We start from the raw sequence: 24,690 nt of genomic DNA, 5'->3' as shown, positions 1-24,690 counted from the left end.
GTCATCCGAAGATCCGGGCCACGCGCTCGATCCCCGCTGCCAGCGCGGCGACGTCGTCGGGGCCGTTGTACACGCCGAAGCTGGCGCGCGCGGTCGCCTCGACGCCCAGCGCCGCCATCAGCGGCTGCGCGCAATGATGGCCGGCGCGGATCGCCACCTTCGACTCGTCCAAGATGGTGCCGATGTCGTGCGGATGCACCCCCTCCATCGCGAAGGAGACGATCCCGGCGCTGTCCGCCGGCCCGAGCACGCGCACCGAGTTGATCCGCCCGAGCGCCTCGCGCGCCTGCGCCACCAGCGCGGTCTCGTGCGCGTGGATCCGCTCGAGCCCGATCCCCTGCACATAGCCGATCGCGGCGGCGAGCCCCAGCGCGCCGACGATATGCGGCGTCCCCGCCTCGAACCGCGTCGGCGCGGGGGCGTAGGTGGTGCGCTCGAACGACACGCGGTCGATCATCGAGCCGCCGCCCTGGTAGGGCGGCATCGAGTCGAGCAGTGCGCGCCGGCCCCACAGCACGCCGATCCCGGTCGGGCCGTACAGCTTGTGCCCCGAGAAGACGTAGAAGTCGCAGCCGAGCGCGCGCACGTCGACCGGCAGCCGCGCCACCGCCTGGCAGCCGTCGATCAGGATCGTCGCGCCGGCCGCGTGCGCGAGTTCGCTCGCCCGGCGCACGTCGAGCATCGAGCCGAGCACGTTCGAGACGTGCGCGAGCGCGACCAGCTTGTGCTCGGGGCGGAGCATCCGCGCCATCGCGTCGAGGTCGATGCGCTGGTCGGCGGTGAGCGGCACGACGTCGATCGCGGCGCCGACTCGCTCGGCCACCATCTGCCACGGCACGATGTTGCTGTGATGCTCGAGCGTGGAGAGCAGGATGCGGTCGCCCGCCGTGAGGCGCGTGGCGGCGAACGACTGGGCGACGAGGTTGATCGCCTCGGTCGCGCCGCGGACGAAGACGATCTCGTCGGGCGTGGCGTTGACGAAGCGTGCGACGGTCTCGCGCGCGGCCTCATAGGCCAGGGTCATATCGGCGGAGCGCTGGTACACGCCGCGGTGGACCGTGGCGTAATCGGTGTCGTAGCCGCGCGTGATCGCGTCGATCACCGCGCGCGGCTTCTGCGCCGTGGCGGCGGTGTCGAGATAGGCCCAGCCGGGGGGGATGGCGGGGAAATCCGCGACGACGTCGAGCGGGCGCGCGGCGGGATCGGCGATCAGGACGGTCATGCGCGCTCCCCAATGTTGCGGAAGTTGAGTCGGAAGGAGGGTATGCGGCGCGCGGCGCGAGGTGCCGAGCCCCTCCCCTTCAGTGGAGGGGTTGGGGTGGGGCGCCTCGACGGATGCTCCCCTCGTGGAAACGCCCCACCCCCGACCCCTCCCCTGAAGGGGCGGGGTGAGTGCGCCCGTGTCAAACGCCCGTGCCCCACGCGCGTGTCGGTGTTCGAGGAACCGCGAGTCATCACCCCCGCCCCTTCGCACCGGACCCGCGCGTAGGACAAAGTCACAGCGCGCGCTCCAGCCAGGCCGCGGCGTCCGCCGCGAACGCCGCGCGCACCGTCTCCTCGGCGATGCGGTCGAGCGCGTCGGCGACGAAGGCGTGCGTCAGCAGCGCCTTGGCGCGCGCCGCCGGGATGCCGCGGCTCTGCATGTAGAAGAGCGCGCGCGCGTCGAGCTCGCCCACGGTCGCGCCGTGCGCGCATTTCACGTCGTCGGCGAAGATCTCCAGCTCGGGCTTGAGGTTCACCGTCGCGGTGCGGTCGAGCAGCAGGCCGCGCAGCGACTGCTCGCCGTCGGTCTTCTGCGCGTGGCGCGCCACCTCGACCGCGGCGGCAAGGCTCGCCTGCGACTGGTCCGCCGCGACCGCGCGCCACAATTGGTGCGACTGGCCGTTGGGCTCGGCGTGGCGCACGCGCACCGCGCACTCCTGCTGGAGCCGGTCGCGCGTCAGCAAGGCACCGCCGAACTCGGCGTAGCCGCCCTCGCCCGCCAGCGTCAGCGCGGCGTCGACTCGCGCGCCCTGGTCGCCCGCCGCGAGCACGGTGCCGACGAAGCTCGCCGCCTGGCCGAGTGCGATCTCGTCGCGCAGCGAGACGAAGCCCGCCGCCTGGGTCAGCCGCACCGCGCGCGACAGCCGCGCGCCGCGCCCGAGCCGGACGCTGGTGAAGCGGTTCGACCAGCCCGCGCCGACGAAGCTCTCGATCACCTGCGCGACCGCGTCGTCGCCGAGCTCGATCGCGGCGCCGAGATGGTTCTCCGCACCGGTGGCGACATGGACGATCTGGACCGGGTCGGCGACCGCCCGCGCGTCGAGCCGCAACGTCCAGCCGCGCGCGGCGCGTCGGCCGAGCGGGTGGTCGCTCGGGGCGATCGCGCCGACGCTGACTCGGTGCAGCTCGCTCGCGCCTTCGTCCAGCTCACCGTCGACGAACAGGAGCTTGGCGCCGGGCAGATCGAGGAACTGCGCGTCGGGGCGCGCGACGGGGGCGAGCGCGGCGGCCGCGGCGATCCCGCCGAGATCGGCCCAGCGCCACGCTTCCTCGCGGTTGGAGGGGAGGTCGAGCACGCTCATGCGGCGGATCTCCGCCGCGTACGTTGAGGTGAGGACGCGAGGAGACACATCACGCCGCCACCTCGGCATAGCCCTCACGCTCGAGCTGCTGCGCCAGTTCCGGCCCGCCCGAGCGCGTTATGCGCCCGTCCGCCAGCACGTGGACGCGGTCGGGCCGGACATAGTCGAGCAGCCGCTGATAGTGGGTGATCAGCAGCACCGCCTTGTCGGGCCGGCGCATGATGCGGTTGATGCCGTCGCCGACCACGCGCAACGCGTCGATGTCGAGGCCCGAGTCGGTCTCGTCGAGGATCGCGAACCGGGGATCGATGATCCCCATCTGCACCATCTCGTTGCGCTTCTTCTCGCCGCCCGAGAAGCCGACGTTGACCGGGCGCTTGAGCATGTCCTGCTGGAGCCCGAGCGCGTCGGCCTGCGCGCGCGCCACCTTGAGGAACTCCGCCCCCGACAAAGGCTTCTCAGCCCGGACCGCGCGCTGCGCGTTGAGGCTCTCGCGCAGGAACTGGACGTTCGACACGCCCGGGATCTCGACCGGGTACTGGAAACCGAGGAACAATCCCGCGGCGGCGCGCTCGTGCGGCTCCTTGTCGAGCAGGTCCTCGCCGTTGAACGTAACCGTGCCGGCGGTCACCTCATAGCCGGGCCGCCCGCCGAGCACATAGCCGAGCGTCGACTTGCCCGCGCCATTTGGGCCCATGATCGCGTGGATCTCGCCCGCGTTCACCTGAAGCGTGAGGCCCTTGAGGATCGGCTTGCCGTCGATCTCGGCGTGAAGACTGTCAATCGTGAGCATCGTCATCTCTCTAGCCCCTCCCCTGCAGGGGAGGGGTTGGGGTGGGGCGCCGCCGCGGGGGGACGGCCGGAAGCTGGGCGAGCAGCGCGGCGAGCACGCCGTCGAGGTTCCGCATCACGTCCGCGTTGGCGAAGCGGACGATGCGATAGCCGAGCGCGCGCAGGTCGGTGTCGCGCGCCATGTCGGCTACGGAGTCGGCATGGGTGTCGCCGTCGACCTCGACGATCAGCCGCGCCGCGGGGCAGAGGAAATCGGCGACGTAGCGGCCGATCGCGGCCTGGCGGCGGAACTTGAAGCCGCCGAGCTGCGCGCGAGCCAACGCGGACCAGAGGCGCTTCTCGGGTTCGGTGGGGTTGTTGCGGAGCGCGCGCGCGTTCACTTGGACGCCGGCGATGGCGTTCGCGGAGAGGCCCCACCCCCGGCCCCTCCCCATAAGGGGAGGGGAGTTGAGGCGCCGGTTCTCGTCCCTCGGCGTCACCCCACGCTCCCCTCGAGCGAGATCCCCAGCAGCTTCTGCGCCTCGACCGCGAACTCCATCGGCAGCTGCTGCAGCACCTCGCGCGCGAAGCCGTTGACGATCAGCGCCACCGCCGCCTCCGCGTCGAGCCCGCGCGACATGGCGTAGAACAACTGGTCCTCGCTGATCTTCGAGGTGGTCGCCTCATGCTCGATCTGCGCCGAGGGGTTGCGCACCTCGATGTAGGGCACGGTGTGCGCGCCGCACTGGTCCGACAGCAGCAGCGAGTCGCACTGGGTGAAGTTGCGCACGCCCTCCGCGGTCGGCGCGACGCGCACCAGCCCGCGATAGGTATTGTCCGACCGCCCCGCCGAGATGCCCTTCGACACGATCGTCGAGCGCGAGCCCTTGCCGAGGTGGATCATCTTGGTGCCGGTGTCGGCCTGCTGGCGGTTGTTGGTCACCGCCACCGAGTAGAACTCGCCAACGCTGTTCTCGCCCGCGAGCACGCAGCTCGGATATTTCCAGGTGATCGCCGAGCCGGTCTCGACCTGGGTCCAGCTCACCTTGCTGTTGCGACCCTGGCAGAGCGCGCGCTTGGTGACGAAATTGTAGATGCCGCCGACGCCGTTCTCGTCGCCCGGGTACCAGTTCTGCACGGTCGAATATTTGATCTCGGCGTCGTCGAGCGCGACCAGTTCGACCACCGCGGCGTGGAGCTGGTTCTCGTCGCGCATCGGCGCGGTGCAGCCCTCGAGATAGCTGACGTAGGCGCCCTTGTCGGCGACGATCAGCGTGCGCTCGAACTGGCCGGTGTTCTCGGCATTGATGCGGAAATAGGTGGAGAGCTCCATCGGGCAGCGCACGCCCTCGGGCACGTAGACGAAGGTGCCGTCCGAGAAGACCGCCGAGTTGAGCGTCGCGAAATAATTGTCGCGCTGCGGCACCACCTTGCCCAGCCACTTGCGAACGAGATCGGGGTATTCGCGGATCGCCTCGCTGATCGACAGGAAGATCACCCCCGCCGCCTTGAGCTCCTCGCGGAAGGTGGTCGCGACCGAGACCGAGTCGAACACCGCGTCGACCGCGACCTTGCGCGCGCCCTCGACGCCCGCGAGCACTTCCTGTTCCGCGATCGGGATGCCGAGCTTCTCGTAGGTGCGACGGATCTCGGGGTCGAGCTCGTCGAGCGAGGCGATCGTCTTCTTCTGCTTAGGCTCGGCGTAATAATAGGCGTCCTGATAGTCGATCGGCGGCACGTTGAGCTTGGCCCAGTCGGGCGCCTGCATCGTCTGCCACAGCCGGAACGCCTTGAGCCGCCAGTCGAGCATCCACTCGGGCTCGTTCTTCTTGGCGCTGATGTAGCGGACGGTGTCCTCGCTCAGCCCCTTGGGCGCGAAGTCCTGCTCGATGTCGGTGGCGAAGCCCCACTCATACTTCTTGGCGACGGCCGCATGGGCCTCGGCGTTCTTCGTGGCCATGTTATGCCTCAACCTTCATCTGTTCGGGCGCGGGCGCGGGCGCGGCGGCCAGCGACGCCAGCGTCACCCCCGCGAGCGCGCCGCGGACCGCCTGATTGACCGCGTTCCAATGCGGCTTGACGCGGCAATTGCCCTCGATCGCGCAGTCGTGCTCGGCGGCGTCGACGCACGCGGTGAGCGCGATCGGCCCCTCGACCGCCTCGACCACGTCCGCCAGCGTGATCGTCGCGGGCGGGCGCGCCAGCCGGATCCCGCCGCCGGTGCCGCGCGTGCTGTCGATCAGCCCCGCCGCCGCCAGCCGGCTGACCAGCTTCTGCGCGGTCGGCAGCGGCACGCCGGTCTCCTCGGCGAGCGACGTGGCGTTCATCCGCGCCAGCCCGCCGCAGTGGCGCGCGGCGGCGGTGAGCAGCACCACGGCATAATCGGTCAGGCTCGAGAGGCGCATCGTCCCACATTCGGTAGTTGCGATCGACTCTCAAATCGGAGTAGATCGTTCCGATTGCCATGTGGCCGTGCCTCGGGGCGAAATCAACCGCGATCAGGGCAAAAAAAGGGCCCGGCAGTGGCTGCCGGGCCCTTGAGGAAAGAACTTCCGTTCGGAAGCCCTTCGGGTCGCAGTCGCGTTATGCACACAGCTCGTCGCGCAAGGATTGGATAGATTCATCTCGCTCAAGACGATTTTTTACAAATCGCGCGACTTGATCTCGCTTCGGGACGCGACGACAGACGCGATATGGCGATTTCCTCCCTCCTCCACCGCGCCGCGCTGGCGCTGCCGCCCGAGCGCGCGCACGACGTCGCGCTCGGCGCCCTGGCGCGCTGGGGTGCGCTCGGCGGACCATTGGGCGGCCCGATGCCGCGACTCACGACTCGAGTCGCCGGCATCGACTTTCCCAACCCGGTCGGGCTCGCGGCCGGGCTCGACAAGGACGCGCGCGCGATCGCCGGGCTGATGCGGCTCGGCTTCGGCGCGGTCGAGGTCGGCACGCTCACCCCGCGCGCGCAGCCCGGTAACCCGCGCCCGCGACTGTTCCGGCTGGCCGAGGACCGCGCCATCATCAACCGCATGGGCTTCAACAACGGCGGTCTCGCCGCCGGCGTGGCGCGCGCCGCGGCGGCGAAGCGCCACGACGGCGTGCTCGGCATCAACGTCGGCGCCAACAAGGACGCGGCCGACCGCGTCGCCGACTATGTCGCGGGGGTGAGCGCGGCGGCGCCGGTGGCGGATTACGTAACGATCAACGTCAGCTCGCCCAACACGCCGGGTCTGCGCGACCTGCAGCACGGCGCCGCGCTGGCCGAGCTGCTCGCCGCCTGCGTCGCCGCGCGCGGCACCACGCCCTTGTTCCTCAAGGTGGCGCCCGATCTCGAGGCGGCGCTGGTCGACTCGATCGCGCGCGCCGCGCTCGACGCGCGGGTGGACGCGCTGATCGTGAGCAACACCACGGTGAGCCGCCCGCCGCTGCGCAGCGCGCACGCGGGCGAGGCCGGCGGGTTGTCGGGCGCGCCGCTGCGGTCGCTCGCGGCCGAGCGGCTCGCCGACTTCCGCCGCGCCACCGGCGGCGCGCTGCCGCTGATCGCCGTCGGCGGGATCGGCAGCGGGGCGGAGGCCTATGCGCGGATCCGTGCCGGGGCGAGCCTGGTGCAGGTCTATACCGCGCTGATCTACGACGGGCCGGGGTTGCCGCGGCGGATCGTGTCCGAGCTGGCGGCGTGCCTCGCGCGCGACGGCTTCGCGAGCGTGACGGAGGCGGTGGGGGCTTAACCTACGATCCTCCCCTGCAAGGGGAGGATCTTGGTTCGCCTGGCGCCTTACGCCTCCTCTTCCTCCTCCTCGTCGGCGCCGAGTTCCTCGGTCAGCGCGGCGAGGATCGCCTTGTTGAAGGCGGGGATGTCGTCGGGCTTACGGCTGGTGATGAGATTGTCGTCGACCACGACCTCCTCGTCGACCACTTCGCCGCCCGCGTTCTCGAGATCGGTGCGAATCGACTCGAACCCGGTCAGCCGGCGCCCGTCGATCACGTCAGCCTCGGCGAGCAGCCAGGGCGCGTGGCAGATCGCCGCGACGATCTTGTCCTCGTCCATGAAGTCCTGGACGATCTGCACCGCCTTGGCCTCGACGCGCAGCTTGTCCGGGTTGGCGACCCCGCCCGGCAGCACCAGCGCGTCGTAGTCATCGACCTCGACCTCGTCGAGCGTGAGGTCGGGCGTGGCGGTCTCGGCCTGGTTGATGTCCTGCTTCATGCCCTGGATCGGATCGCGCTTGATCGAGGCGAGCGTGACGGTGACGCCGGCGGCTTCCAGCGCCTGGCGCGGCTCGAACAGCTCCACCGTCTCGAAGCCGTCGGCGGCGAGCATCAGCACGCGGGCTTGCGACAGGTCGGCCATGGGAAATCTCCTGATACGTGTCGGTACGACGCGGTCCCAACCCCGCCGCCGGGCACCCGTTCCGGAACGATGCGGCAGCCCGCGCATTTCCCGCGACATGAGTGCACCGGCCGAGCGAACCACCGTAAGCGGCTGCCACATCGTGTATTTCGATGACGGCGAGCCCGGCATCACGCGCCGGAAGACGCGTCACGACGCCTGGGCCTATCACGACGCGGACGGCAAGCGAATCACCGACCGCGACGAGATCGACCGGCTCAACGCGATCGGCCTGCCCCCCGCTTATACCGACGCCTGGTTCTGCCCCGACCCGAGCGGCCACATCCAGGCGGTCGGCTGGGACGAGAAAGGCCGCAAGCAATATCGTTATCATCTTGATTACCGCGCGCAGCAGGAGGCGGCCAAATACGACCTCTGCGCCCCGTTCGGTCGCGCGCTGACCAAGTTGCGGGCGCGCGTCGAGGCCGATCTCGACAAGCGCACGCACAGCAAGGAGCGCACCGTCGCCGCGATCGTCAAGCTGCTCGACATGGCGGCGCTGCGCATCGGCAACGAGACGTATGCCAAGACCAACAAGAGCTACGGCCTGACCACGCTGCGCGACCGCCACGCGCAGATCAAGGGCAGCACGCTGGCGCTCCAGTACAAGGCCAAGTCGGGCAAGATCCGCAAGCTGCGCATCACCGACGGCAGCCTCGCGCGCTTCGTCAAGAAGTGCCAGGATCTGCCCGGGCAGAAGCTGTTCCAGTACGTCGGCGACGATGGCGCGCCGCACGCGGTGACCTCGTCCGACGTCAACGCCTATCTCCGCGAGGCGATGGGCGACGGCTTCACCGCCAAGCATTTCCGCACCTGGGGTGCGAGCGTCGTCGCGTTCGAGGCCCTGGTTGAGGCGCCCGCGCCGATCGGGCTCAAGACGATGCTCGAGCCAGTGGTGGAGCGGCTCGGCAACACGCCCGCGATCGCGCGCAAATCCTACGTCCATCCCGCCTTGATCGAGCTCGGGAAGGACAAGGCGGCGCAAGCCGCGTTCCGCCAGACGCTGCGGCTGCCCCGCGCCAGCCAGTATCTCACCCGCACCGAGCGCGGGCTGATTGCCTTCCTCGAGCAGACCGGCGCGTGCGAGCTGAAGGCGGCCTGAGATGAGTGACAGCAAGGCGGCGGCGGTCAAGCCGGCCGTGTCGATCGATACGGGTCGCGTCGGCGACCAGGCCCAAGCCCTGCTCGGCGCGAGTGTCACCTGGCTGCAGCAGCATTGGCTGCAGATCCTGGTCGCGCTCGGTGTCGGCGTGGCGCTCTCGCTGCTGCTGTTCTGGCTGCGCGCCTTCGGCCCGCGGCTGGCGCGGCGGAGCGCCTCGGGCAAGGGCTGGTCGGCGGTGCTGGGGCGCGCGGTGGAGCGCACCAACGCCTTCTTCATCATCATGCTCTCGGCGCGGCTGGTGAGTGGCTATGCCGCGACCCCGCCCGAGCTCGACGCGACGATCGCCTTCCTGTTCAAGGTGGCGGTCACCTTCCAGGGCGCGATCTGGGCGCGCGAGCTGATCCTCGGCGCGATCGAGCACCGCACCCGCGGCGAACATTACACCGGCGAGGCGCTGATGAGCGCGATGGGGCTGATCCGCCTCCTCGTCAGCGTCGCGGTGTTCGCGATCGCTTTGGTGGTGGTGCTCGACAATCTCGGGGTCAACGTCACCGGGCTGGTCGCGGGGCTCGGCGTCGGCGGCATCGCCATCGGCCTCGCCGCGCAGGGCATCTTCGCCGACCTGTTCGCGGCTCTGGCGATCATCTTCGACCGCCCGTTCCGCCGCGGCGACAAGGTCAGCTACGGCACCACCAGCGGCGTGATCGAGTCGATCGGGCTGAAGTCGACGCGCATCCGCGCCTTCACCGGCGAGCTGCGCATCATCTCGAACCGCAACCTGCTCGACAAGGAGATCCAGAACACGTCGCTGCGCGACCACATCCGCGTGTCCTACACGATCGGCGTCACCTATGAGACGCCGCCCGACACGCTGGCGCGCGTGCCCGCGATCCTGACCGAGCTGGTCGAGGCGGAGGGCGCCAAGGTGGCGCGGTGCGGCTTCGAGACGTTCGGCGCGTCGAGCCTCGACTATGCGCTGCAGGTCGATACGCCGGGAGACGACTGGGCCACCGCGCACGCCACGCGCGACCGGCTGATGGTGGCGATCATGCGCCGCTTCGCCGACGAGAAGATCGGCATCGCCTACCCCACGCAGACCACCTACACCGCCGCACCCGATGGCACCCTGGTGATGCCCTATGCGGAGGCGGCGCGGGGCTGAGGGGGGGAGTAGAAGCCCCTCCCCTTCAGGGGAGGGGTTGGGGTGGGGCCTGTCCACCAAGGCTGCGCCCGCGGCGACGCCCCACCCCCAGCCCCTCCCCTGAAGGGGAGGGGAGAAGCTAGCGCTCCGACTCCCTACGCCCTCACTCTCCGGCGGGCGCCGCGCCCACCAGCCCGGGCGCGTCGGCGACGAAGCGGTCGAGCACGCCGTCGGCCACCTTCACCGTGCCGTCGAACCGCGTCGCGCCGGGGATCGTCTTGACCGCCGCCGCCTGCGCCGCGAGCCGCCCGGCCGCGGCGAAGTCGCGCGACGCGGCCGCGCTGCCCTCCAGCGCCGCGCCCAGCCCGGCCGCGGTGAGCTGGAGCGCGCGGCCCCACAGCGCGGTCGCCTCGAGCCACGGCGCCGCCTGCGCCGCGAAGCCGGGATCGGTCACGCCGGCGCGGATCGTGTCGGGCGCGGCCGCCAGCGCGTCGGCGCGCGCCGCCAGCGCCGCGATCGCCTCGCGCCGCGCGCCATCGTCGCCGTCCGCCAGCGCGAAGCGGACGCCGTCGAGCAGTGCCTTGAGCCGCGGCGCCTGCTCCTGCCACGGCTGGCTGCCGAAGGTGGGGGCGAGATGCTGGGTGTCGAAGAAGTCGAGCAGCGCCGCCGCGGTGCGCGCGTCACCGCTCGACAGCGCGTCCGCGGCGAAGCGCCAGCCCTGCGCCGGGTCGTAGCCGCGGTCGTTCCACGCGAACGCCGCGACGCCCGCCACCGCGACCCGGCTCGGTACCTCCTGGTTCATCGGGTTGGAGAGGATGCCGCTGAGCTCGCCCGCCAGCCCGGCCTCGCGCCGCGCATAGGGCGCCAGCAGCAGCCGGCCGGTGGTCTGGGCATAGTCGTTGACCGGGTAATTGTCCCACAGCAGCGTCTTGCGCCCGAACGCCTTGGTCGCGGTCTTCGCGTCGCCGATCGAGATCGCGGGCGGCACCACGTCGGTGCCGGTCCATTGCACCACCACGCGCGGATCGAGTTCCTGCCGCAGCGCCGCTTTGTAGGGCGTCTCCTTGGCGTCGTAATATTCGGTCGGCACCATGATCAGCGGCGGCGCGGCGCGGTCCTTGGCGACGAGGTCGCGCTGCACCGCGTTGAGCAGCCGCGCCTGCGCGGTGCCAGCGGCGGCCGCGCCCGAGGCGCCGAACGCGGCCTCGTCCTTGGCGCAGTTCCATTTCTTATACTCGATGTCGTCGAGCGCGACGTAGAAGCTGCGCACGCCGATGCCTCGCAGCGCGTCGAACTTGCGCTCCAGCGCGGCGGCGTCGGCGGGGTCGGAGAAGCACACCGTCGGCCCCGGCGAGATGGCGTAGACGAAATTGACGTGGTCTCGCTTCGCCGCCGCGGCGAGCGTGCCCAGCTCGGCCAGCGTCGCCGCCGGATACGGCTCGCGCCAGCGGTCGCGCGCGTAAGGGTCGTCCTTGGGGCTGTAGACGTAGGTGTTGGCCTTGACGCTGGCGAGGAAATCGAGGTGGCGGATCCGGTCCTCCTGCGTCCAGGGCTTGCCGTAGAAGCCCTCGATCGTGCCGCGGATCGGCATGGCCGGATGGTCCTGGATCACCAGCCCCGGCACCTCGCCGCGGCGCACGAGCTGGCGGAAGGTCTGCGCGGCGTGGAACAGCCCGTCGGCGTCATGCCCGGCGAGCGCGATCAGTCCGCCGCCCGCGGCGTCGGGGCGCGCGACGAGCGTATAGCCCTCCGGCCGGTCGTCGGCGGTGGCGCCGGCGCGCGCGAGCGAGTCGCGCAACGCGGCGACGTCGCTCGTGCCGACGACGACGTGGAGCGTCGTCAGCGCGGCGGGCAGCCGGTTGGCGGTGGTGACCTGGGTGACGCCCGCGGCGGCGAGCGCGGCGCGTACGAGCGCCACCGTCCCGGGCGCGGTACCGGGCGCGACCACCAGCACCGCGGCGCGGCCGAGCGCGACGCGGCCGCCGGTTAGCGCCATCGACGTGGGCGCGGGGAAGATCGCGGGGAGCGTCGGCACCTGCGCCGCGGCGGGCGCCGCCGCGGTGCCGGCGAGCGCGGCGGCGAGCCACAGGGAGCGAAGGGTCCGCGTGCGTGTCATGTCGCGCTCCGGTCTCAGGTTGGTATTATGGTTGTCTGGGTAGAAGGCGCGGCGCGGCTCTGCAAGCGGTGGTGTCGCGCGGGCGGCGACGCGACGCGCGCTGGTTGGTCAGCCGCCGTCGCACCACTGGCTGCCGTCATCCTGAGCTTGTCTCAGGATCCACCGGCCCGCGAACGCCGCCGCCTCTCGCGCGGCAACGTGGATCCTGAAACGGGTTCAGGATGACGCCGGTGGAGCAGGAGCGCTCGATCCCAAATTGCCTCGCGACCACAGTTAGCGCCCGGAGCGCGGTCGCGACACCCGGGCCCGCGATGCCGACGCCTACCCCGCGGTCCCGGCGACCGCCCGCGGCGGCGGCGGCGCGGTCGCGGCGGCGACGGTGGCGGGGACGAGCTGGCCCGCGCGCCAGCGGTCATAGGCGGCGAAGAAGTCGGTGAACGGCCGCTCCAGCGCCGCCAGCCGCTCCGCCGCGAAGCCCGGCAGCGTCGCCGCCGGCACCGTCGCGATCGCGCCCAGCGTGTCCGCCGCGCCGGCGCAGAAGGCGTCGCGCGCGAGGTCCTGCGCGAAGAAATTGTAGAGCCGCGTCATCTGGTCATCGAACCGGTCCTGCCAGTCGCCGCCGCCGGCGCGATACTCGGCCTGGAGCGTCGCCTGCGCGCTGGCGAACTCCGCCTTTCGCGCCGCGAGCATCGCATTGTACTGCGCGATGATCGTCGCTTCCTGCGCGCCGCGGCAGGCGAGCGCGGCGACGTTGAGCGCGCTGCGCAGGTGCCACACCGCGCCCGCGCCGCTGAGGGCGCGGTTGGGCGTGGGATAGCTGCCATCGGCCTGGCGCGCGGGGACGTTCATCCCCGGCCGCGCGCCCGCGGGCAGCGGCGCCGGCACCATCGCCACCGTTGGCGGCGGCGCGGCCGCCGCGGTCGGCGGCGGCGCGGCATGGCGTGAACAACCCGCGAGCAGCGCGGCGATGACCAGCGCCCCGGTGATCGATGCGGCGGGCGCGCTCTGCTGGAAACGCACGGTCGGGCCCCTTCTGTTGTGTCCCCGCACCGAGCGTACGCCCGTACCGCGGCGTCGCCCACGGCAGCACGACGCGCCCGCCCGCCGTTCGCGCCCAACCGAGTCGCTTTCGCGCCAGGGCGAGTCGCACGCCGCTCAAGCCTCCTCGATGCGGCGCTCCTCCTCGGTGCGCAGGCTCATCTCGGTGAAGTCGAGCTCCTCCTGCAGCACCAGGAAGGAGTCTGCACCCACATCCTGCGCCTCGCGCAGTTCCTCGAGCCGCTCGCGCTGGCACGCCACCGCGGCGAGGCCGAGCTGGCGCTTCTCCTCGCCCGCCCGCGCGTCGCCGCCGGCGCGCATCGCATCGCGTTTGGTCGCGAGGCCGTAGCGCCAGTGATCCGCCGCCGCACCCGGCGCGTCGCCGATCCGCGCCAGCGCCGCCTCCGCCATGGCGACCCGCGCGCGCGCCAGCTCCTCGCCCAGCCCGTCGTCGCCGTCGAGCCCGAGCCAGCGCACCAGCGGCGCCAGCGTCATCCCCTGCACCACCAGCGTCGCCAGCACGACCGCGAAGGCGGTGAGCACGATCAGGTCGCGCTGCGGGAAATGCCCCGGCAGCGCGAAGGCGGTGGCGAGCGTGACGATCCCGCGCATGCCGCACCAGCCCACCACCACGCTCTGCGCCAGACCGGTGGCGGGATAGTCGCCGCGCAGCTTGGGGAAGTGGAAGGCAAGCCGGTTGTAGATCAGTACCCAGGCCATGCGGACGACAATCAGGCAGGCCACGACCGCGGCGGCGAACACCGCCGCCTCGCGCAGCCGCTCGGGCGCCATGCCGCCCACGATCGTGCGCGCCTGGAAGCCCATCAGCAGGAAGGCGAGCACGTTGAGCAGGAACACCGCGGTCTCCCACACCGCGAAGTCGTGCAGCCGCGCGCGCGGTGGCGTCACCAGCCCGGCCGAGCGCGCGATCGTCATCGCGAAGGTGACGAGGCACAGCACCGCCGACAGGCCCAGCCGCTCGGCCACCAGCCAGGCGGCGAAGCCAGAGACGAACTGGAAGATGTTACCGCTCAGCGTGCCCCAGATCAGCGGCTGGATGCGCCGCATCGCCAGCGCGAGCAGGTAGCCGAGCAGCACCCCGCCGGGCACCGCGACGCCGACGCGCAGCGCCAGCCCGCCGTCGACCCCGCCGTGGCTCTCCACCAGGATCGCGGCGGTGTAGAGCAGCAGCGCCGAGGCGTCGTTGAGCAGGCTCTCGCCCTTGAGCACCGCGACGGTGCGGCGCGGCATCCGCACGCTGCCCGAGATCGCGGTCGCCGCGGCGGCATCGGGCGGAGCGACGATCGCGCCGAGCGCCAGCGCGGCATAGACCGGCAGCCCGGCGAGCGCGACGCCGAGCCAGGTCACCGCCCCCGCGCTCAGCAGCACCGCCACCAGCGCCAGCGCGGTGAGCGGGCGCCACAGCCGCATCACCGTGCCGACCGGGAAGTCGAACGCGGCGTCGATCAGGATCGGCGCGATGAACAGCGCGAGCGCGGTGTGCGGGTCGAGCGCGATCGTCGGCGCGCCGGGCAGCCAGGCGAGCGCGACGCCCGCGGCGGCGAGCAGCGCGGGATAGGGTATACTGGTACGGCGCGCTAGCTGGAGCAGCAGCACCGCGACGCCGAGCAGCGCGAGCAGGCTCTCGAAGAAGGTCACGGCGCGCTCCCCTGCCGCGCCGGCTCCCGCGGCGCGCCTGCGCAGCATGGCCGATCGCGCGCGACCGCGCCAGCGGATGGTGGCGGGCTTCCACAAGGCTGAGAACGGCACGTAGCGCCCCGACCGCGAGATCGTCGCCGTGCGATACTTATCGAACCAGCTTCGGAAGCGGGCCACCCCCGCCCTCGCCGGCGTCATCCTGAGCTCGTCTCAGGATTCACGGTTGCACGGGCGCCACCGGCAGCTGGGATCGCGGCAGGGTGGATCCTGAGACAAGCTCGGGCGACGGGGGCAGGCGGCGGGGAAGCGAGCCGTCGTTCCCCAACCGCGACCTTCGTCGCAATTCCTCCCCTGCCTTCCGTCACTTACACTCTAGAAGCCGGGTCGCACGCCGCGCGGGCGGCGAGGAGAGGCCACCGACATGTCAGCCCATCGCCTGCTCGCCCTTCTCCTGCTCGCCCCTCTCCTGCCAGCGGCGCTCGCCGCTCCCGCCGCGGCGGCGCCGGCGCGCGGCGTCTCCGCCTTCGTCACCGCGCCGCTCGACCCGCGCGCCACCACGGTGCGAGGCGTCGGCGACGGCCGCGCCGACGACAGCGAGGCGCTGCAGCAGGCGATCGACGCCGCGGCCGACCAGGGCGGCGGCGGGATCGTCTTCCTGCCGCAGGGCCGCTACCGCATCACCCGCACGATCTTCCTGTGGCCGGGCGTGCGGCTGTTCGGCATCGGCGCGCGGCGCCCGGTGATCGCGCTCGGCGCGAACACGCCGGGGTTCCAGAAGGGCGTCGCGCACATGATCGTCTTCGCCGGCGCGCGCCGCTCGGGCGCGGGCGGGCGCAGCGAGGGCGGGCGCGTCGGCGCCGCGCCGCCGCGCCGCATCCCCTTCCCCGTCGCGGGCAGCGTGCCGTTCGACCCCGCCATCGCCGACGCCAACCCCGGCACCTTCTACTCCGCGATCAGCAACGTCGACGTCGCCGTCGGCCAGGGCAACCCGGCCACCGCGGCGATCCGCTTCCACGCCGCGCAGCACGCCTCTCTCAGCCACATGGACTTCGATCTCGGCCCGGCGCTGGCGGGCCTGTACCAGGTCGCCAATGTCGCGCGCGACCTGCGCTTCCGGGGTGGCCGCTACGGCATCCTCGCCGAGAAGCCCTCGCCGGCCTGGCCCTTTACCTTGCTCGATTCCACCTTCACCGGCCAGCGCGACGCCGCGATCCGCGAGCACGAGGCGGGGCTGACGCTGGTCAACGTGGCGTTCCGCGACACGCCCGTCGGCGTCGAGATCGATCGGGGCTACGGCGACTGGCTGTTCGGCCAGGACGTGCGCTTCGAGAACGTGTCGCGCGCGGGCGTGATCGTCTCCAACGAGAACAACGCCTACACGCAGGTGACGTTCGAGAACGCGCTGGCGCGCCGCACCCCGGTGTTCGCGCGCTTCCGCGACAGCGGCACCGAGCGGCGCGGCGCGGAGGCCAGCTATCGCGTGTCCAGCTTCAGCCACGGCCTCGCGGTCGACGGCTACGCCACGATGGGCACGCCGCGCACGACGATGGCGGCCGAGCGGCTCGCCGCGCTTCCGCCGCGCCGCGCCGACGCGATCCGCGCGCTGCCCGCGACGCGCGCGTGGTTCAACGCGCGCGACGCCGGCGCCAAGGGCGACGATCGGAGCGACGACACCGCGGCGCTGCAGCGCGCGATCGATGCGCACCGCATCGTCTACCTGCCCGCTGGCCGCTACGTGGTGAGCGACACGCTGCGGCTGCGGCGCGACAGCGTGCTGGTCGCGCTCCACCCCAACCTCACCCAGATACTCTTGCGCGAGAACACCCCCGCCTATCAGGGTGTCGGCGCGCCCAAAGCGCTGCTGGCGAGCGCCGACGGCGGCGACGCGATCGTCAGCGGTGTCGGCCTCGCCACCGGCGGGATCAACCCGCGCGCCACCGCCCTGCTATGGACCGCGGGGGCCGACTCGCTGGTCGACGACGTCAAGTTCCAGGGCGGCCACGGCACCGACCTCGCCGGCGGGGTGCGCTTCAACCCGTACAACGCCAACGCCACCGGCGACGCCGATCCGGCCAAGCGCTGGGACGGACAATATCCCAGCCTGTGGGTGACGCGCGGCGGCGGTGGCACGTTCAGCGGCCTGTGGACGCCCAACACCTACGCCCAGGCGGGGCTGTACGTCTCCGACACGACCACGCCCGGGCGCGTGTACCAGATGTCGTCCGAGCACCACGGTCGCGTCGAGATCGCGCTGAACCGCGTGGCGAACTGGGAGCTGATCGCGCCGCAGACCGAGGAGGAGGGCGGCGAGAGCCGCGACGCGGTCGCGCTCGAGATACGCGACTCGCACGATATCCTCGTCGCCAATCTCCACGCCTACCGCGTCACCCGCACCGCCAAGGCGCTGCCCGCGGCGGTGACGCTGTACGGCGCGCGCGACGTCCGTTTCCGCAACATGCACGTCAACGCCGAGAGCGGGCTGGCGACGTGCGACGAGAACGGCTGCGCCACCTTCCTTCGCGCCAACAAATTCCCGTACGAGAACGCGATCGTCGACGTGAGCGGCGGCGGGCAGGTGCGCGAGCGCGAGTTCGCCGCCTTCGACGTGCCGGCGAGCCCCGCGGTTGCCGCGGCGCCCGAGGTCGGCGGCGCGGTCGAGAAGCTCGCCGGCGGCTTCGACGCGGCGGGCGGCGGCACGGTCGCGCCCGACGGCACGCTCTACTTCGTCGATCGCATCCAGCAGCGCATCTACCGCTGGTCGGCGGCGCGCGGGCTCGGGATCGAGCGCGACACCACGCTCGACGCGGTCAGCCTCGCCGCCGACGACGCCGGCGACCTGCTGGTGCTCTCGGCGGCGGGGCGTGATGGCACCGTCTCGTCCTTCCGCCCCGGCACGAGCGAGCTGGCGCTCGACGTGATCGCGCCCACGCCCGTCGCGGCGGGCACGTCGCGCGTGCTGCTGCCCGGCGCCTGGTGGGTCAACGGCGAGTTCCGCGACCAGTACAATCCGGCGACCGATCGCTTCACCACGCTGGCCGAGCTGTTCGCGCAGGACGTCGCCGCCGCACCGACGCGCGCCGCGGTCTCGCCGGACGGCACGCTCGCGCTGCCGACGTGGCGCGTGTTCCAGCAGGGACCACCCGACTTCCGCGCGCGGCGCTTCTCGCACGCGCTCGACAGCTACGGCCTGGTCGCGGCGCGCGTGGGCGAGCGCAGCTACGCCAGCAACGCCTCCGAAGCGCGCACCTACAGCGCGCTCGTCGGCGCCGGCGGCGCGCTGACCGACCTGCGCGTCTTCGCCGATCGCGGCGGCGAGAGCGTCGTCGCCGACGCGCGCGGGCGCGTGTACGTCGCCAACGGGCAGGTGTTCGTCTACGGCGCGGACGGGGCCGCGCTGGGCCGGATCGACGTGCCCGAGCGCCCGCTCCAGCTGCTGCTCAGCCGCGACGGCACCGCGCTCTACGTGCTGACGCACCACTCGCTGTACCGCGCGCGGCTCTGAGCCGCGGCGCGTGCCTGCGCGTGCACGCGCGCGCCGCGCTCACCAGAAGGTCGCGTACAGCGCCACCAGGATCAGCACGAGCGCCAGCGCGCCGACGTTGAACGCCGCGCTGGTGGCATAGCGCACGTCGCCGGTGACGATCGTGTCGCGGTCGTCGCGCCGCGGCGTCGCCAGCGAGGCGCCCACCGCCAGCGCCAGCGCGATCAGGAACACCAGTCCCATCCGGTCCATGAACGGCAGCCCGGGCAGCAGCAGCTTGAACCCCCAGGAGAGCAGCACCGAGGCGATCGCGGCCATGATCGCACCGGCCTCGTTGGCGCGCTTCCAGAACAGCCCGAGCAGAAAGATGACCGTGATGCCCGGCGTGAAGAAGCCGGTGAACTCCTGGATGAACTGGAACGCCTGCTCGGACGAGCCCACCAGCGGGCGCGCGGTGAGGATGGCGATCACCGTCGCCACCATCGCGGCGACGCGGCCGACCAGCACGAGCCGCGAATCGTCGACCGCGCCGTCCTCGGCCGCGGACGGGCGGCGCTTGAACTTGGCCCAGACGTCGAGCGTGAAGATGGTCGCGATTGAATTGATCTTGGAGGCGGTGGAGGCGATGATGGCCGCCACCAGCGCGGCGAAGACGAGGCCGAGCAGCCCGGTCGGCAACAGCCGCATCATCGTCGGATAGGCCTCGTCGGGCTTGGCCAGCCCGGGCGCGAGCACCACCGCGGCGATGCCGGGCAGCACGATGATGATCGGCATCAGCAGCTTGAGGAAGGACGCGAACAGCACGCCCTTCTGCGCCTCGGCCAATGACTTGGCCGCGAGCGCGCGTTGGATGATGTACTGGTTGAAGCCCCAGTAGCTGAGGTTGGCGATCCACATCCCGCCGATCAGCACCGACAGGCCCGGCAGGTCCATGTAATGCGGGTTGTCGCGCGACAGGATCATCTCGAAATGCTCGGGCAGCTCGCGCGTCAGCCGCGCGAAGCCCGCGACGAGGCCCGCGCCCTGGCCCAGTTCGCCGAGCGTGAGATAGGCGATGATGAGGCCGCCGAGCACCAGCAGCGTCACCTGCACGATGTCGGTCAGCGCCACCGCCTTCAGCCCGCCCTTGAGCTGGTACAGCAACGCGAAGGCGCCGAGCACCACCAGCGCGATATTTTGGTCGACGCCGGCCACCTTGGTCACCGCGATCGAGCCGAGCCAGATGATGCTGGTGAGGTTCACGAAGACGTAGAGGGCCAGCCAGAACACCGCCATCAGCGTCCGGATCGAGGGGCCGTAGCGCCGCTCGAGGAACTGCGGCATCGTGTAGATCTCGTTGCGCAGGAAGATCGGCAGGAAGAACTTGCCGACGATCAGCAGCGTCAGCGCCGCCATCCACTCGTACGAGGCGATCGCGAGGCCGATGGCATAGCCCGAGCCCGACATGCCGACGATCTGCTCGGCCGAGATGTTGGCCGCGATCAGGCTGGCGCCGATCGCCCACCACGGCAGGTTCTTGGAGGCGAGGAAATAGTCGGTGGTGTTCTTCGGCCCGGCGCCCGCCTTGTCGCGGCTGACCCATTGCGCCAGCGCGAAGATGAAGATGGCGTAGGCGACGACCACCAAGACGTCGATCGTGGCAAGCTGCACCCGTGTCTCTCCCCATCCGCCGCGCATCGCGTGTCGCGCGCATTTGTAGGTCGCGGCGGTTGGCTGTCCACCCGTGTCGTGAGCGGGCGCTTTCTCGCGACAAAGGTTGCGGCGTCGACACATGCCGCAATCCTGCGATGCGGCGTGCCCGCCACCACGGGGCGGAGGTCGCGGCGTTCCCGTGCTGTCCGCACCTCGCGTCGCCCGTTTCTCCTCCCGGTGAGCGGGCGGCGCCTTACTCGACCGCGGCGGGGAGAAGACGATGACGACCCTTCTGCTCGCCGCGGTCCTTCTGGCCGGCACCGCGCCCGAGGCCGCCGTGCCGGCACCGCCGCAGCGCGTGCGCAGCGTCGCGCTCGCGCCCGGCGAGGCCTGCCCCAGGCCCGCCGGCGACGAGGTGGTGGTGTGCGCCCCGCTCGACGAACCCTATCGTATCCCGAAGCCGCTGCGCCGCGCCGAGATCGCCGCGAAGAACCAGAGCTGGGTCAATCGGGTCGCCACCATGGACGAGGTCGGTCGGGTCGCCGGCGGGCTGCCGAACACCTGCTCGGCGGTGGGTACCGGCGGGCAGACCGGCTGCACCCAGTCGATGATGCGCGCCTGGGCCGCGGATCGCCGCCAGCTCGCGCGTGAGAGCGCGGCGGTGCCGTGAGAGCATCGTGCGGTCACACGCGCAGCGTCGATCGGCACGACGTCTTTGCCGCCGGCGAGCACGATCGCGCCCTCCTACGTCTGACGTCATCCTGAGCTTGTCTCAGGATCTACCCGTCCGCGTAGGCAGCGGCCGGAGCGCTCGCGCCACGGTGGATCCTGAAACGAGGTCAGGATGACGCCAGAAGAGGAAGCGACCGTGCGACGCATCAACGCCCCGCCGCCCTCCCCTCATCCCACCGGCATCGACTTGGCGGTGGGCTCGGCGTGCGCCAGCGCCTTCTCCTCGGCCTCGTGCGGGCTCGCCGGCAGCCGGCCGCGGCGCCAACCGCCGTGGAGATAGAAGCCGATCATCAGCAGCATTGAGCCGACCGAGCCGGCCGGAAAGCTCCACCAGATCGCGTCCGCGCCCCAGCGCGGCGACAGTCCCGCCGCCATGCCCAGCCGCAGCGGAAACATCGCCACCGCCAGGATCACCAGCGGGCCGATCACCGCACCGTTGGCGCGCACCGTGGCGGACAGCACCATCGACACGCCGAACAGCACGAAGCTCCACCCGGCGATGAGGTTGATCCGCGCCGCGATGTCGACCGCGCCGCCGTCCTGCCCGAGGAACAGCCACAGCACGTGGCGGTCGAGCAGCGTCAGCAGCGCGACCAGCCCGCCGGTCAGCGCCAGGTTGGTGAGGATACCGGTGCGCGTGATGCGCCCGACCCGGTCCCACCGCCCCGCGCCGATGTTCTGCGCCGCCATCGCGCTCACCGCCGCGCCCACCGCCATCGCGGGCATCTGGACGTAGGTCCACAATTGGTTGGCCGCGCCATAGGCCGCGGTGGTGGCGGTGCCGTGGCGGTTGACCAGCCCGATCATCGCCAGCGCCGAGGTGGAGACCACCAGCATCTGCAATCCCATCGGGATACCCTTGGCGACGATCGTGCGCAGCAGCGCGGGCTCGGGCAGGACATAGCGCCACTCCGCCCCGCGCAGCCGCACCGGCAGGTCGCGGCGGTAGATGTAGCCGAGCAGCGCGAGCAGCGCGACGGTGTTGGCCAGCAGGGTCGCCAGCGCCGAGCCCTCGATCCCCAGCGCGGGCAGCGGCCCCACTCCCCGGATCAGCAGCGGGTTGAGCGCCACGTCGATGGCCGAGCCCAGCGCCATGAACTTGAGCGGCGTGATCGAGTCGCCGGTGCCGCGCAGCGCCATCGTCAGCAGCACCGAGAGGAAGCCCGGCGGCATCGCCACGAAGATCACGCGCATATAGGCGAGCGCGAGCGGGTAGACCTCCGCCGGCGTGGCGAGCGCCCGCAGGATCGCGGGCGCGGCGAACCAGCCGACCAGCAGCGTCACCGCCGACACGCCCGCGAACAGCCCGAGCGAGGTGCCGAGCACGCGCCGCACCGCGTCGAGGTCGCGCCGCCCCATGTTCTGACCGATCAGGATCGTCGCCGCCATGCCGAAGCCGAACACCGCGGCGATCAGCAGGAACATGATGATGTTGGCGTTGGTGGTCGCGGCCAGCGCGCGCTCGCCGAGGAATTGCCCGATCCAGATCGCGTTGATCGAGCCGTTGAGCGACTGGAGCACGCTCGAGCCGAGCGTCGGCAGCGCGAACAGCAGCAGCGTGCGCCCGATCGGCCCGGCGGTGAGGTCGCGCTGCGGCGGTCGCGCCATCGGTCCTGCTCCTCCCCTTCCCCCGCGCCGGCTGTAGAGCCATATCGCGCCGCGCGATAGCGGGCGTCAGTCGACGAGAAAGGCGGCGAGCTCCTCCGCGCTGCCGGTCGGGAAAGCGGCGCGGAGATGGTCGAGGAAGGCGGCGACGCGCGCGCTCAGCAGCCGCCGCGTCGGGTAGAGCGCCCATAACTGGATGGGGGCGGCGTCGAGCTCGCCCCACAGCGCCAGCCGCCCCGCGGCGAGGTCACGCGCGACCAGCGAGATCGGCAGCCGCGCCGCGCCGACGCCCGCCAGCGCGGCGTCGCGCACCATCACCAGCGAGGACAGGCCGAGCACCGGCGCCACCGCGACCGATACGGCGACGCCGCCGGGGCGCAGCCGCCACTCTGCTCCCTCGCCCACGGCGCCGCGCACCACCGCGGGCGCGCGCTCGCCCGACGCGGGCGGCGCCACGCCGGGCGCCGCGACCACCACCAGCCGGTCGCGCAGGAAGGGGCGGCCGACCAGGGCAGCGTCGGGGGCGGGGTCGACCCGGATGACGAGGTCATAGCCTTCCTCGATCATGTCGACCGCGCGATCCTCGCTGGTCACCTCGAGCCGTACCTCTGGGTGCGCCAGCGCGAACCCGGCCGCCAGCCGTCCCATCGCGGTCTGCGCGAAGAGCAGGGGCGCGCTCACCCTGAGCCGCCCGCGCGGCGAGCGCCCGCCCGCCGCCACCGCCGCGGCGGTCTCGTCCAGCTCGGTGAGCAGCGCGGCGGTGCGCTCGTACAGCGCACGCCCTTCCTCGGTCAGCCTGAGCGCGCGCGCGCCGCGCTCGAAGAGCCGCAGGTCGAGCGCCGCCTCGAGCTCGGCGACGCGGCGCGAGAGCGTCGCCTTCGGTCGCCCCGCGGCGCGCGCGGCGCGGCCGACGCCGCCGTGGCGGGCGACCAGAGTGAAGTCGGCGAGAGCGAGCAGGTCCATCGAGTCTCCCGGCACGGTGTCTGATCCTCCCTGCAAGGGGAGGTGGCAGCGCGTCAGCGCTGACGGAGGGGTGTCGCCGGTCGTAAGTCCAGCGACACTCGCCGGCCGGGTCACCCCTCCGTCAGGCCTGCGGCCTGCCACCGCCCCTCGCAGGGGAGGATCAATCCAATCTGTCGCTTAACCTCTTACCGCCCAAGAGCCCGCCGGCGATACGACGCGGCGCTCAGAAGCCGATCGACGCCCGCGCCGCGATCCGGTCGCCGGCGTGGTCGAGCGCGGCATAAGGGGAGATCACCACCGCGTCGTCGCTGATGTCGGTGCCGGTATAGACGAGCGCGAGCGTCACCGGGCCGGTGATATGCTCGAGCCCCACCGACCAGTCGCGATAGCTGCCGGTCGGCCGCAGCCGCGCCGCGCGGATCGGATCGTCGACGCTGCCTGAGGAGCGGCCGAGGCTGGCGGCGAGCGTCCAGGGCGTGGCCGGAATGCCGACGCGCCCGCGCACGCCGAGATAGAGATTGTCGCCGCCGATCGCGCTCTGCGACGGCGCGTAGCGCGCCTCCGCGCCCGCCTCGATCGGGCCGAGCGTGTAGCTGGCGCCCGCACCGAGCTCGCCATAGTCGAGCGACCCGCGCGCGCCGGTGAAGAGATGGCCGGTGACGAAGCCGTCCAGCCGGAACCCGCCGGCGAGTCTGCTATAGCCGAGCGTCGGCTCGATCACCGCGTCGGCGCCGCCGTGGCGCGCGTCGCCGCGCGTGCCCGTGACCCGCGCGCCCAGGTCGATGCCGGAGGGCAGGTCGATCCGCGCCCAGGCGGCGGGGGCGAGCTGCGAGTCGCTCCAGCTCAACCCGCGACGGCGCTCGTCGGTGGCGACTTCTACGCCGGCGTGCGGCGCGAGCTGCGCCGCCGCCGGGGAAATGAGGGCGGCGCCGGTCAGCGCCGCCAGCAGGAAGGGACGCTGCCGCACTCAGCCGCGCACCCGGTCATGCGCCGCGTCGAGCTCGGCGACCAAGGAGTCCTGGTCGCGCGCCGCGACGGCGAGCAGATGCTCGCGCATCGTGCCGCTGCGGGCCGCGACGTCTTGCGCGATCGCGTCCTTCTGCGTGGAGCACCAGCCGGGGCGCGAGCCGGTCAGCGGCTTCTCGGCGCTGACGGTGCGCGCCAGCACGTGGCCGGCGGGATGACGCGCCTCGCGCTGCACCGCGACCGAGGCCTGCCAGGCGCAGCGTAGCGCGCTGGGGCGGCCCGGCGCACCGACCGCGCCGACCTGGCGGTGAGTCACGCTGACGTCGCTGCGGTAGGTCACGTCGACGCGCTGGCCGCGATGATCGAGCTGGACCTGATGGGCGGTGTCAGGGGCGGCGGCGGGCACCGGCTCGGTCGCGGTGAGCGCCAGGGCGAGCCCGGCGATGAGGGGAACGTACATAGTCTTCTCCTTGCGCTGCCCCGGGCCATGCTGCCCGGTGGCATCACCGAGATGAGGGCGTGCGCGCCCGCTT

General features: G+C 72.0%; 20 protein-coding genes. 5 read left to right on the top strand and 15 right to left on the bottom strand.

From position 1 onward, the window contains the following. Position 1 precedes the first annotated feature (1 nt). The 6 genes from KZ820_RS15955 to KZ820_RS15930 all read right to left on the bottom strand — a co-directional run bounded on the left by KZ820_RS15955 (position 2) and on the right by KZ820_RS15930 (position 5,740). Entirely contained in the window at positions 2 to 1,222 is a 1,221-nt protein-coding gene (locus KZ820_RS15955; protein ID WP_219749586.1) for an aminotransferase class V-fold PLP-dependent enzyme, read from the bottom strand. A 274-nt stretch (positions 1,223 to 1,496) separates the two neighbouring features. Continuing rightward, on the bottom strand, positions 1,497 to 2,564 hold the full coding sequence (locus KZ820_RS15950) for a SufD family Fe-S cluster assembly protein (RefSeq protein ID WP_219749585.1): 1,068 nt from the start codon (positions 2,562 to 2,564) through the stop codon (positions 1,497 to 1,499). A gap of 49 nt (positions 2,565 to 2,613) precedes the next feature. Then, the gene (gene sufC, locus KZ820_RS15945) at positions 2,614 to 3,357 is read right to left on the bottom strand and encodes a Fe-S cluster assembly ATPase SufC (RefSeq protein ID WP_219749584.1); all 744 of its coding nucleotides are present in this window, start codon (positions 3,355 to 3,357) and stop codon (positions 2,614 to 2,616) included. 10 nt (positions 3,358 to 3,367) lie between these two features. Then, positions 3,368 to 3,736: an endonuclease domain-containing protein gene (locus KZ820_RS15940; RefSeq protein WP_308462252.1), complete on the bottom strand. Its 369-nt coding sequence runs from the start codon at positions 3,734 to 3,736 to the stop codon at positions 3,368 to 3,370. Between the two features lie 95 nt (positions 3,737 to 3,831). Beyond that, complete coding sequence (gene sufB / locus KZ820_RS15935) at positions 3,832 to 5,295, bottom strand: Fe-S cluster assembly protein SufB (protein ID WP_132909706.1); 1,464 nt, start codon at positions 5,293 to 5,295, stop codon at positions 3,832 to 3,834. A gap of 1 nt (position 5,296) precedes the next feature. Continuing rightward, positions 5,297 to 5,740 carry an SUF system Fe-S cluster assembly regulator gene (locus KZ820_RS15930; protein WP_219749583.1) on the bottom strand — a complete coding sequence of 148 codons (444 nt, stop codon included), beginning with the start codon at positions 5,738 to 5,740 and terminating at the stop codon, positions 5,297 to 5,299. Positions 5,741 to 6,028: 288 nt separating this feature from the next. Between KZ820_RS15930 and KZ820_RS15925 the strand changes: the two genes are divergently transcribed. Then, positions 6,029 to 7,060 (top strand): quinone-dependent dihydroorotate dehydrogenase, encoded by a 1,032-nt coding sequence (locus KZ820_RS15925; RefSeq protein ID WP_219749582.1) that lies wholly within the window; start codon positions 6,029 to 6,031, stop codon positions 7,058 to 7,060. Positions 7,061 to 7,107: 47 nt separating this feature from the next. Here the strand turns inward: KZ820_RS15925 and KZ820_RS15920 are convergent, their stop codons facing one another. After that, the gene (locus KZ820_RS15920) at positions 7,108 to 7,683 is read right to left on the bottom strand and encodes a type 1 glutamine amidotransferase domain-containing protein (RefSeq protein ID WP_183921761.1); all 576 of its coding nucleotides are present in this window, start codon (positions 7,681 to 7,683) and stop codon (positions 7,108 to 7,110) included. 97 nt (positions 7,684 to 7,780) lie between these two features. On the opposite strand from KZ820_RS15920, the gene KZ820_RS15915 reads away from it, so the two are divergent. Continuing rightward, positions 7,781 to 8,824 (top strand): DNA topoisomerase IB, encoded by a 1,044-nt coding sequence (locus KZ820_RS15915; protein ID WP_219749581.1) that lies wholly within the window; start codon positions 7,781 to 7,783, stop codon positions 8,822 to 8,824. Between the two features lies 1 nt (position 8,825). Continuing rightward, on the top strand, positions 8,826 to 9,986 hold the full coding sequence (locus KZ820_RS15910) for a mechanosensitive ion channel family protein (protein ID WP_219749580.1): 1,161 nt from the start codon (positions 8,826 to 8,828) through the stop codon (positions 9,984 to 9,986). A gap of 142 nt (positions 9,987 to 10,128) precedes the next feature. Here the strand turns inward: KZ820_RS15910 and KZ820_RS15905 are convergent, their stop codons facing one another. The 3 genes from KZ820_RS15905 to KZ820_RS15895 all read right to left on the bottom strand — a co-directional run bounded on the left by KZ820_RS15905 (position 10,129) and on the right by KZ820_RS15895 (position 14,976). Beyond that, positions 10,129 to 12,081, bottom strand: a complete 1,953-nt coding sequence (locus KZ820_RS15905; protein WP_219749579.1) for a glycoside hydrolase family 84 protein — start codon at positions 12,079 to 12,081, stop codon at positions 10,129 to 10,131. Positions 12,082 to 12,402: 321 nt separating this feature from the next. Further along, positions 12,403 to 13,101, bottom strand: a complete 699-nt coding sequence (locus tag KZ820_RS15900) for a hypothetical protein (RefSeq protein WP_219749578.1) — start codon at positions 13,099 to 13,101, stop codon at positions 12,403 to 12,405. Between the two features lie 135 nt (positions 13,102 to 13,236). Beyond that, positions 13,237 to 14,976 (bottom strand): cation:proton antiporter, encoded by a 1,740-nt coding sequence (locus KZ820_RS15895; RefSeq protein WP_258048251.1) that lies wholly within the window; start codon positions 14,974 to 14,976, stop codon positions 13,237 to 13,239. 223 nt (positions 14,977 to 15,199) lie between these two features. Between KZ820_RS15895 and KZ820_RS15890 the strand changes: the two genes are divergently transcribed. Next, entirely contained in the window at positions 15,200 to 18,280 is a 3,081-nt protein-coding gene (locus tag KZ820_RS15890; protein WP_219749577.1) for a glycosyl hydrolase family 28-related protein, read from the top strand. A gap of 39 nt (positions 18,281 to 18,319) precedes the next feature. Here the strand turns inward: KZ820_RS15890 and KZ820_RS15885 are convergent, their stop codons facing one another. Further along, positions 18,320 to 19,909, bottom strand: a complete 1,590-nt coding sequence (locus KZ820_RS15885; protein ID WP_219749576.1) for a sodium/sugar symporter — start codon at positions 19,907 to 19,909, stop codon at positions 18,320 to 18,322. A 262-nt stretch (positions 19,910 to 20,171) separates the two neighbouring features. Here KZ820_RS15885 and KZ820_RS15880 point away from each other — a divergent pair, with 262 nt between their 5' ends. Then, positions 20,172 to 20,561, top strand: coding sequence for a hypothetical protein (locus KZ820_RS15880; RefSeq protein ID WP_219749575.1), 390 nt, complete (start codon positions 20,172 to 20,174; stop codon positions 20,559 to 20,561). Between the two features lie 230 nt (positions 20,562 to 20,791). Here the strand turns inward: KZ820_RS15880 and KZ820_RS15875 are convergent, their stop codons facing one another. The 4 genes from KZ820_RS15875 to KZ820_RS15860 form a co-directional block, all read right to left on the bottom strand. After that, on the bottom strand, positions 20,792 to 22,231 hold the full coding sequence (locus KZ820_RS15875) for an MATE family efflux transporter (protein WP_219749574.1): 1,440 nt from the start codon (positions 22,229 to 22,231) through the stop codon (positions 20,792 to 20,794). Positions 22,232 to 22,297: 66 nt separating this feature from the next. Beyond that, positions 22,298 to 23,191 carry a LysR family transcriptional regulator gene (locus tag KZ820_RS15870; protein WP_219749573.1) on the bottom strand — a complete coding sequence of 298 codons (894 nt, stop codon included), beginning with the start codon at positions 23,189 to 23,191 and terminating at the stop codon, positions 22,298 to 22,300. Between the two features lie 223 nt (positions 23,192 to 23,414). Then, positions 23,415 to 24,158, bottom strand: a complete 744-nt coding sequence (locus tag KZ820_RS15865; RefSeq protein ID WP_308462251.1) for a TorF family putative porin — start codon at positions 24,156 to 24,158, stop codon at positions 23,415 to 23,417. Next, entirely contained in the window at positions 24,159 to 24,617 is a 459-nt protein-coding gene (locus KZ820_RS15860; protein ID WP_219749572.1) for a hypothetical protein, read from the bottom strand. Between the last annotated feature and the right edge of the window lie 73 nt (positions 24,618 to 24,690).

It is taken from the genome of Sphingomonas citri (genome assembly GCF_019429485.1).
Taxonomy (GTDB): domain Bacteria; phylum Pseudomonadota; class Alphaproteobacteria; order Sphingomonadales; family Sphingomonadaceae; genus Sphingomonas; species Sphingomonas citri.
Note: the sequence above shows the minus strand (reverse complement) of the source record. Positions and strands in the feature narration are given on the sequence as shown.

What these genes read in the sequence shown, in the direction of transcription:
- KZ820_RS15910 (WP_219749580.1), top strand. Translation starts at nt 8,826, where the DNA reads ATGAGTGACAGCAAGGCGGCGGCGGTCAAGCCGGCCGTGTCGATCGAT.
- KZ820_RS15860 (WP_219749572.1), bottom strand. Translation starts at nt 24,617, where the DNA reads ATGTACGTTCCCCTCATCGCCGGGCTCGCCCTGGCGCTCACCGCGACC.
- KZ820_RS15955 (WP_219749586.1), bottom strand. Translation starts at nt 1,222, where the DNA reads ATGACCGTCCTGATCGCCGATCCCGCCGCGCGCCCGCTCGACGTCGTC.
- KZ820_RS15890 (WP_219749577.1), top strand. Translation starts at nt 15,200, where the DNA reads ATGTCAGCCCATCGCCTGCTCGCCCTTCTCCTGCTCGCCCCTCTCCTG.
- sufB (WP_132909706.1), bottom strand. Translation starts at nt 5,295, where the DNA reads ATGGCCACGAAGAACGCCGAGGCCCATGCGGCCGTCGCCAAGAAGTAT.
- KZ820_RS15870 (WP_219749573.1), bottom strand. Translation starts at nt 23,191, where the DNA reads ATGGACCTGCTCGCTCTCGCCGACTTCACTCTGGTCGCCCGCCACGGC.
- KZ820_RS15930 (WP_219749583.1), bottom strand. Translation starts at nt 5,740, where the DNA reads ATGCGCCTCTCGAGCCTGACCGATTATGCCGTGGTGCTGCTCACCGCC.
- KZ820_RS15950 (WP_219749585.1), bottom strand. Translation starts at nt 2,564, where the DNA reads ATGAGCGTGCTCGACCTCCCCTCCAACCGCGAGGAAGCGTGGCGCTGG.
- KZ820_RS15915 (WP_219749581.1), top strand. Translation starts at nt 7,781, where the DNA reads ATGAGTGCACCGGCCGAGCGAACCACCGTAAGCGGCTGCCACATCGTG.
- KZ820_RS15925 (WP_219749582.1), top strand. Translation starts at nt 6,029, where the DNA reads ATGGCGATTTCCTCCCTCCTCCACCGCGCCGCGCTGGCGCTGCCGCCC.
- sufC (WP_219749584.1), bottom strand. Translation starts at nt 3,357, where the DNA reads ATGCTCACGATTGACAGTCTTCACGCCGAGATCGACGGCAAGCCGATC.
- KZ820_RS15895 (WP_258048251.1), bottom strand. Translation starts at nt 14,976, where the DNA reads ATGACGCCGGCGAGGGCGGGGGTGGCCCGCTTCCGAAGCTGGTTCGAT.
- KZ820_RS15905 (WP_219749579.1), bottom strand. Translation starts at nt 12,081, where the DNA reads ATGACACGCACGCGGACCCTTCGCTCCCTGTGGCTCGCCGCCGCGCTC.
- KZ820_RS15920 (WP_183921761.1), bottom strand. Translation starts at nt 7,683, where the DNA reads ATGGCCGACCTGTCGCAAGCCCGCGTGCTGATGCTCGCCGCCGACGGC.
- KZ820_RS15880 (WP_219749575.1), top strand. Translation starts at nt 20,172, where the DNA reads ATGACGACCCTTCTGCTCGCCGCGGTCCTTCTGGCCGGCACCGCGCCC.
- KZ820_RS15875 (WP_219749574.1), bottom strand. Translation starts at nt 22,231, where the DNA reads ATGGCGCGACCGCCGCAGCGCGACCTCACCGCCGGGCCGATCGGGCGC.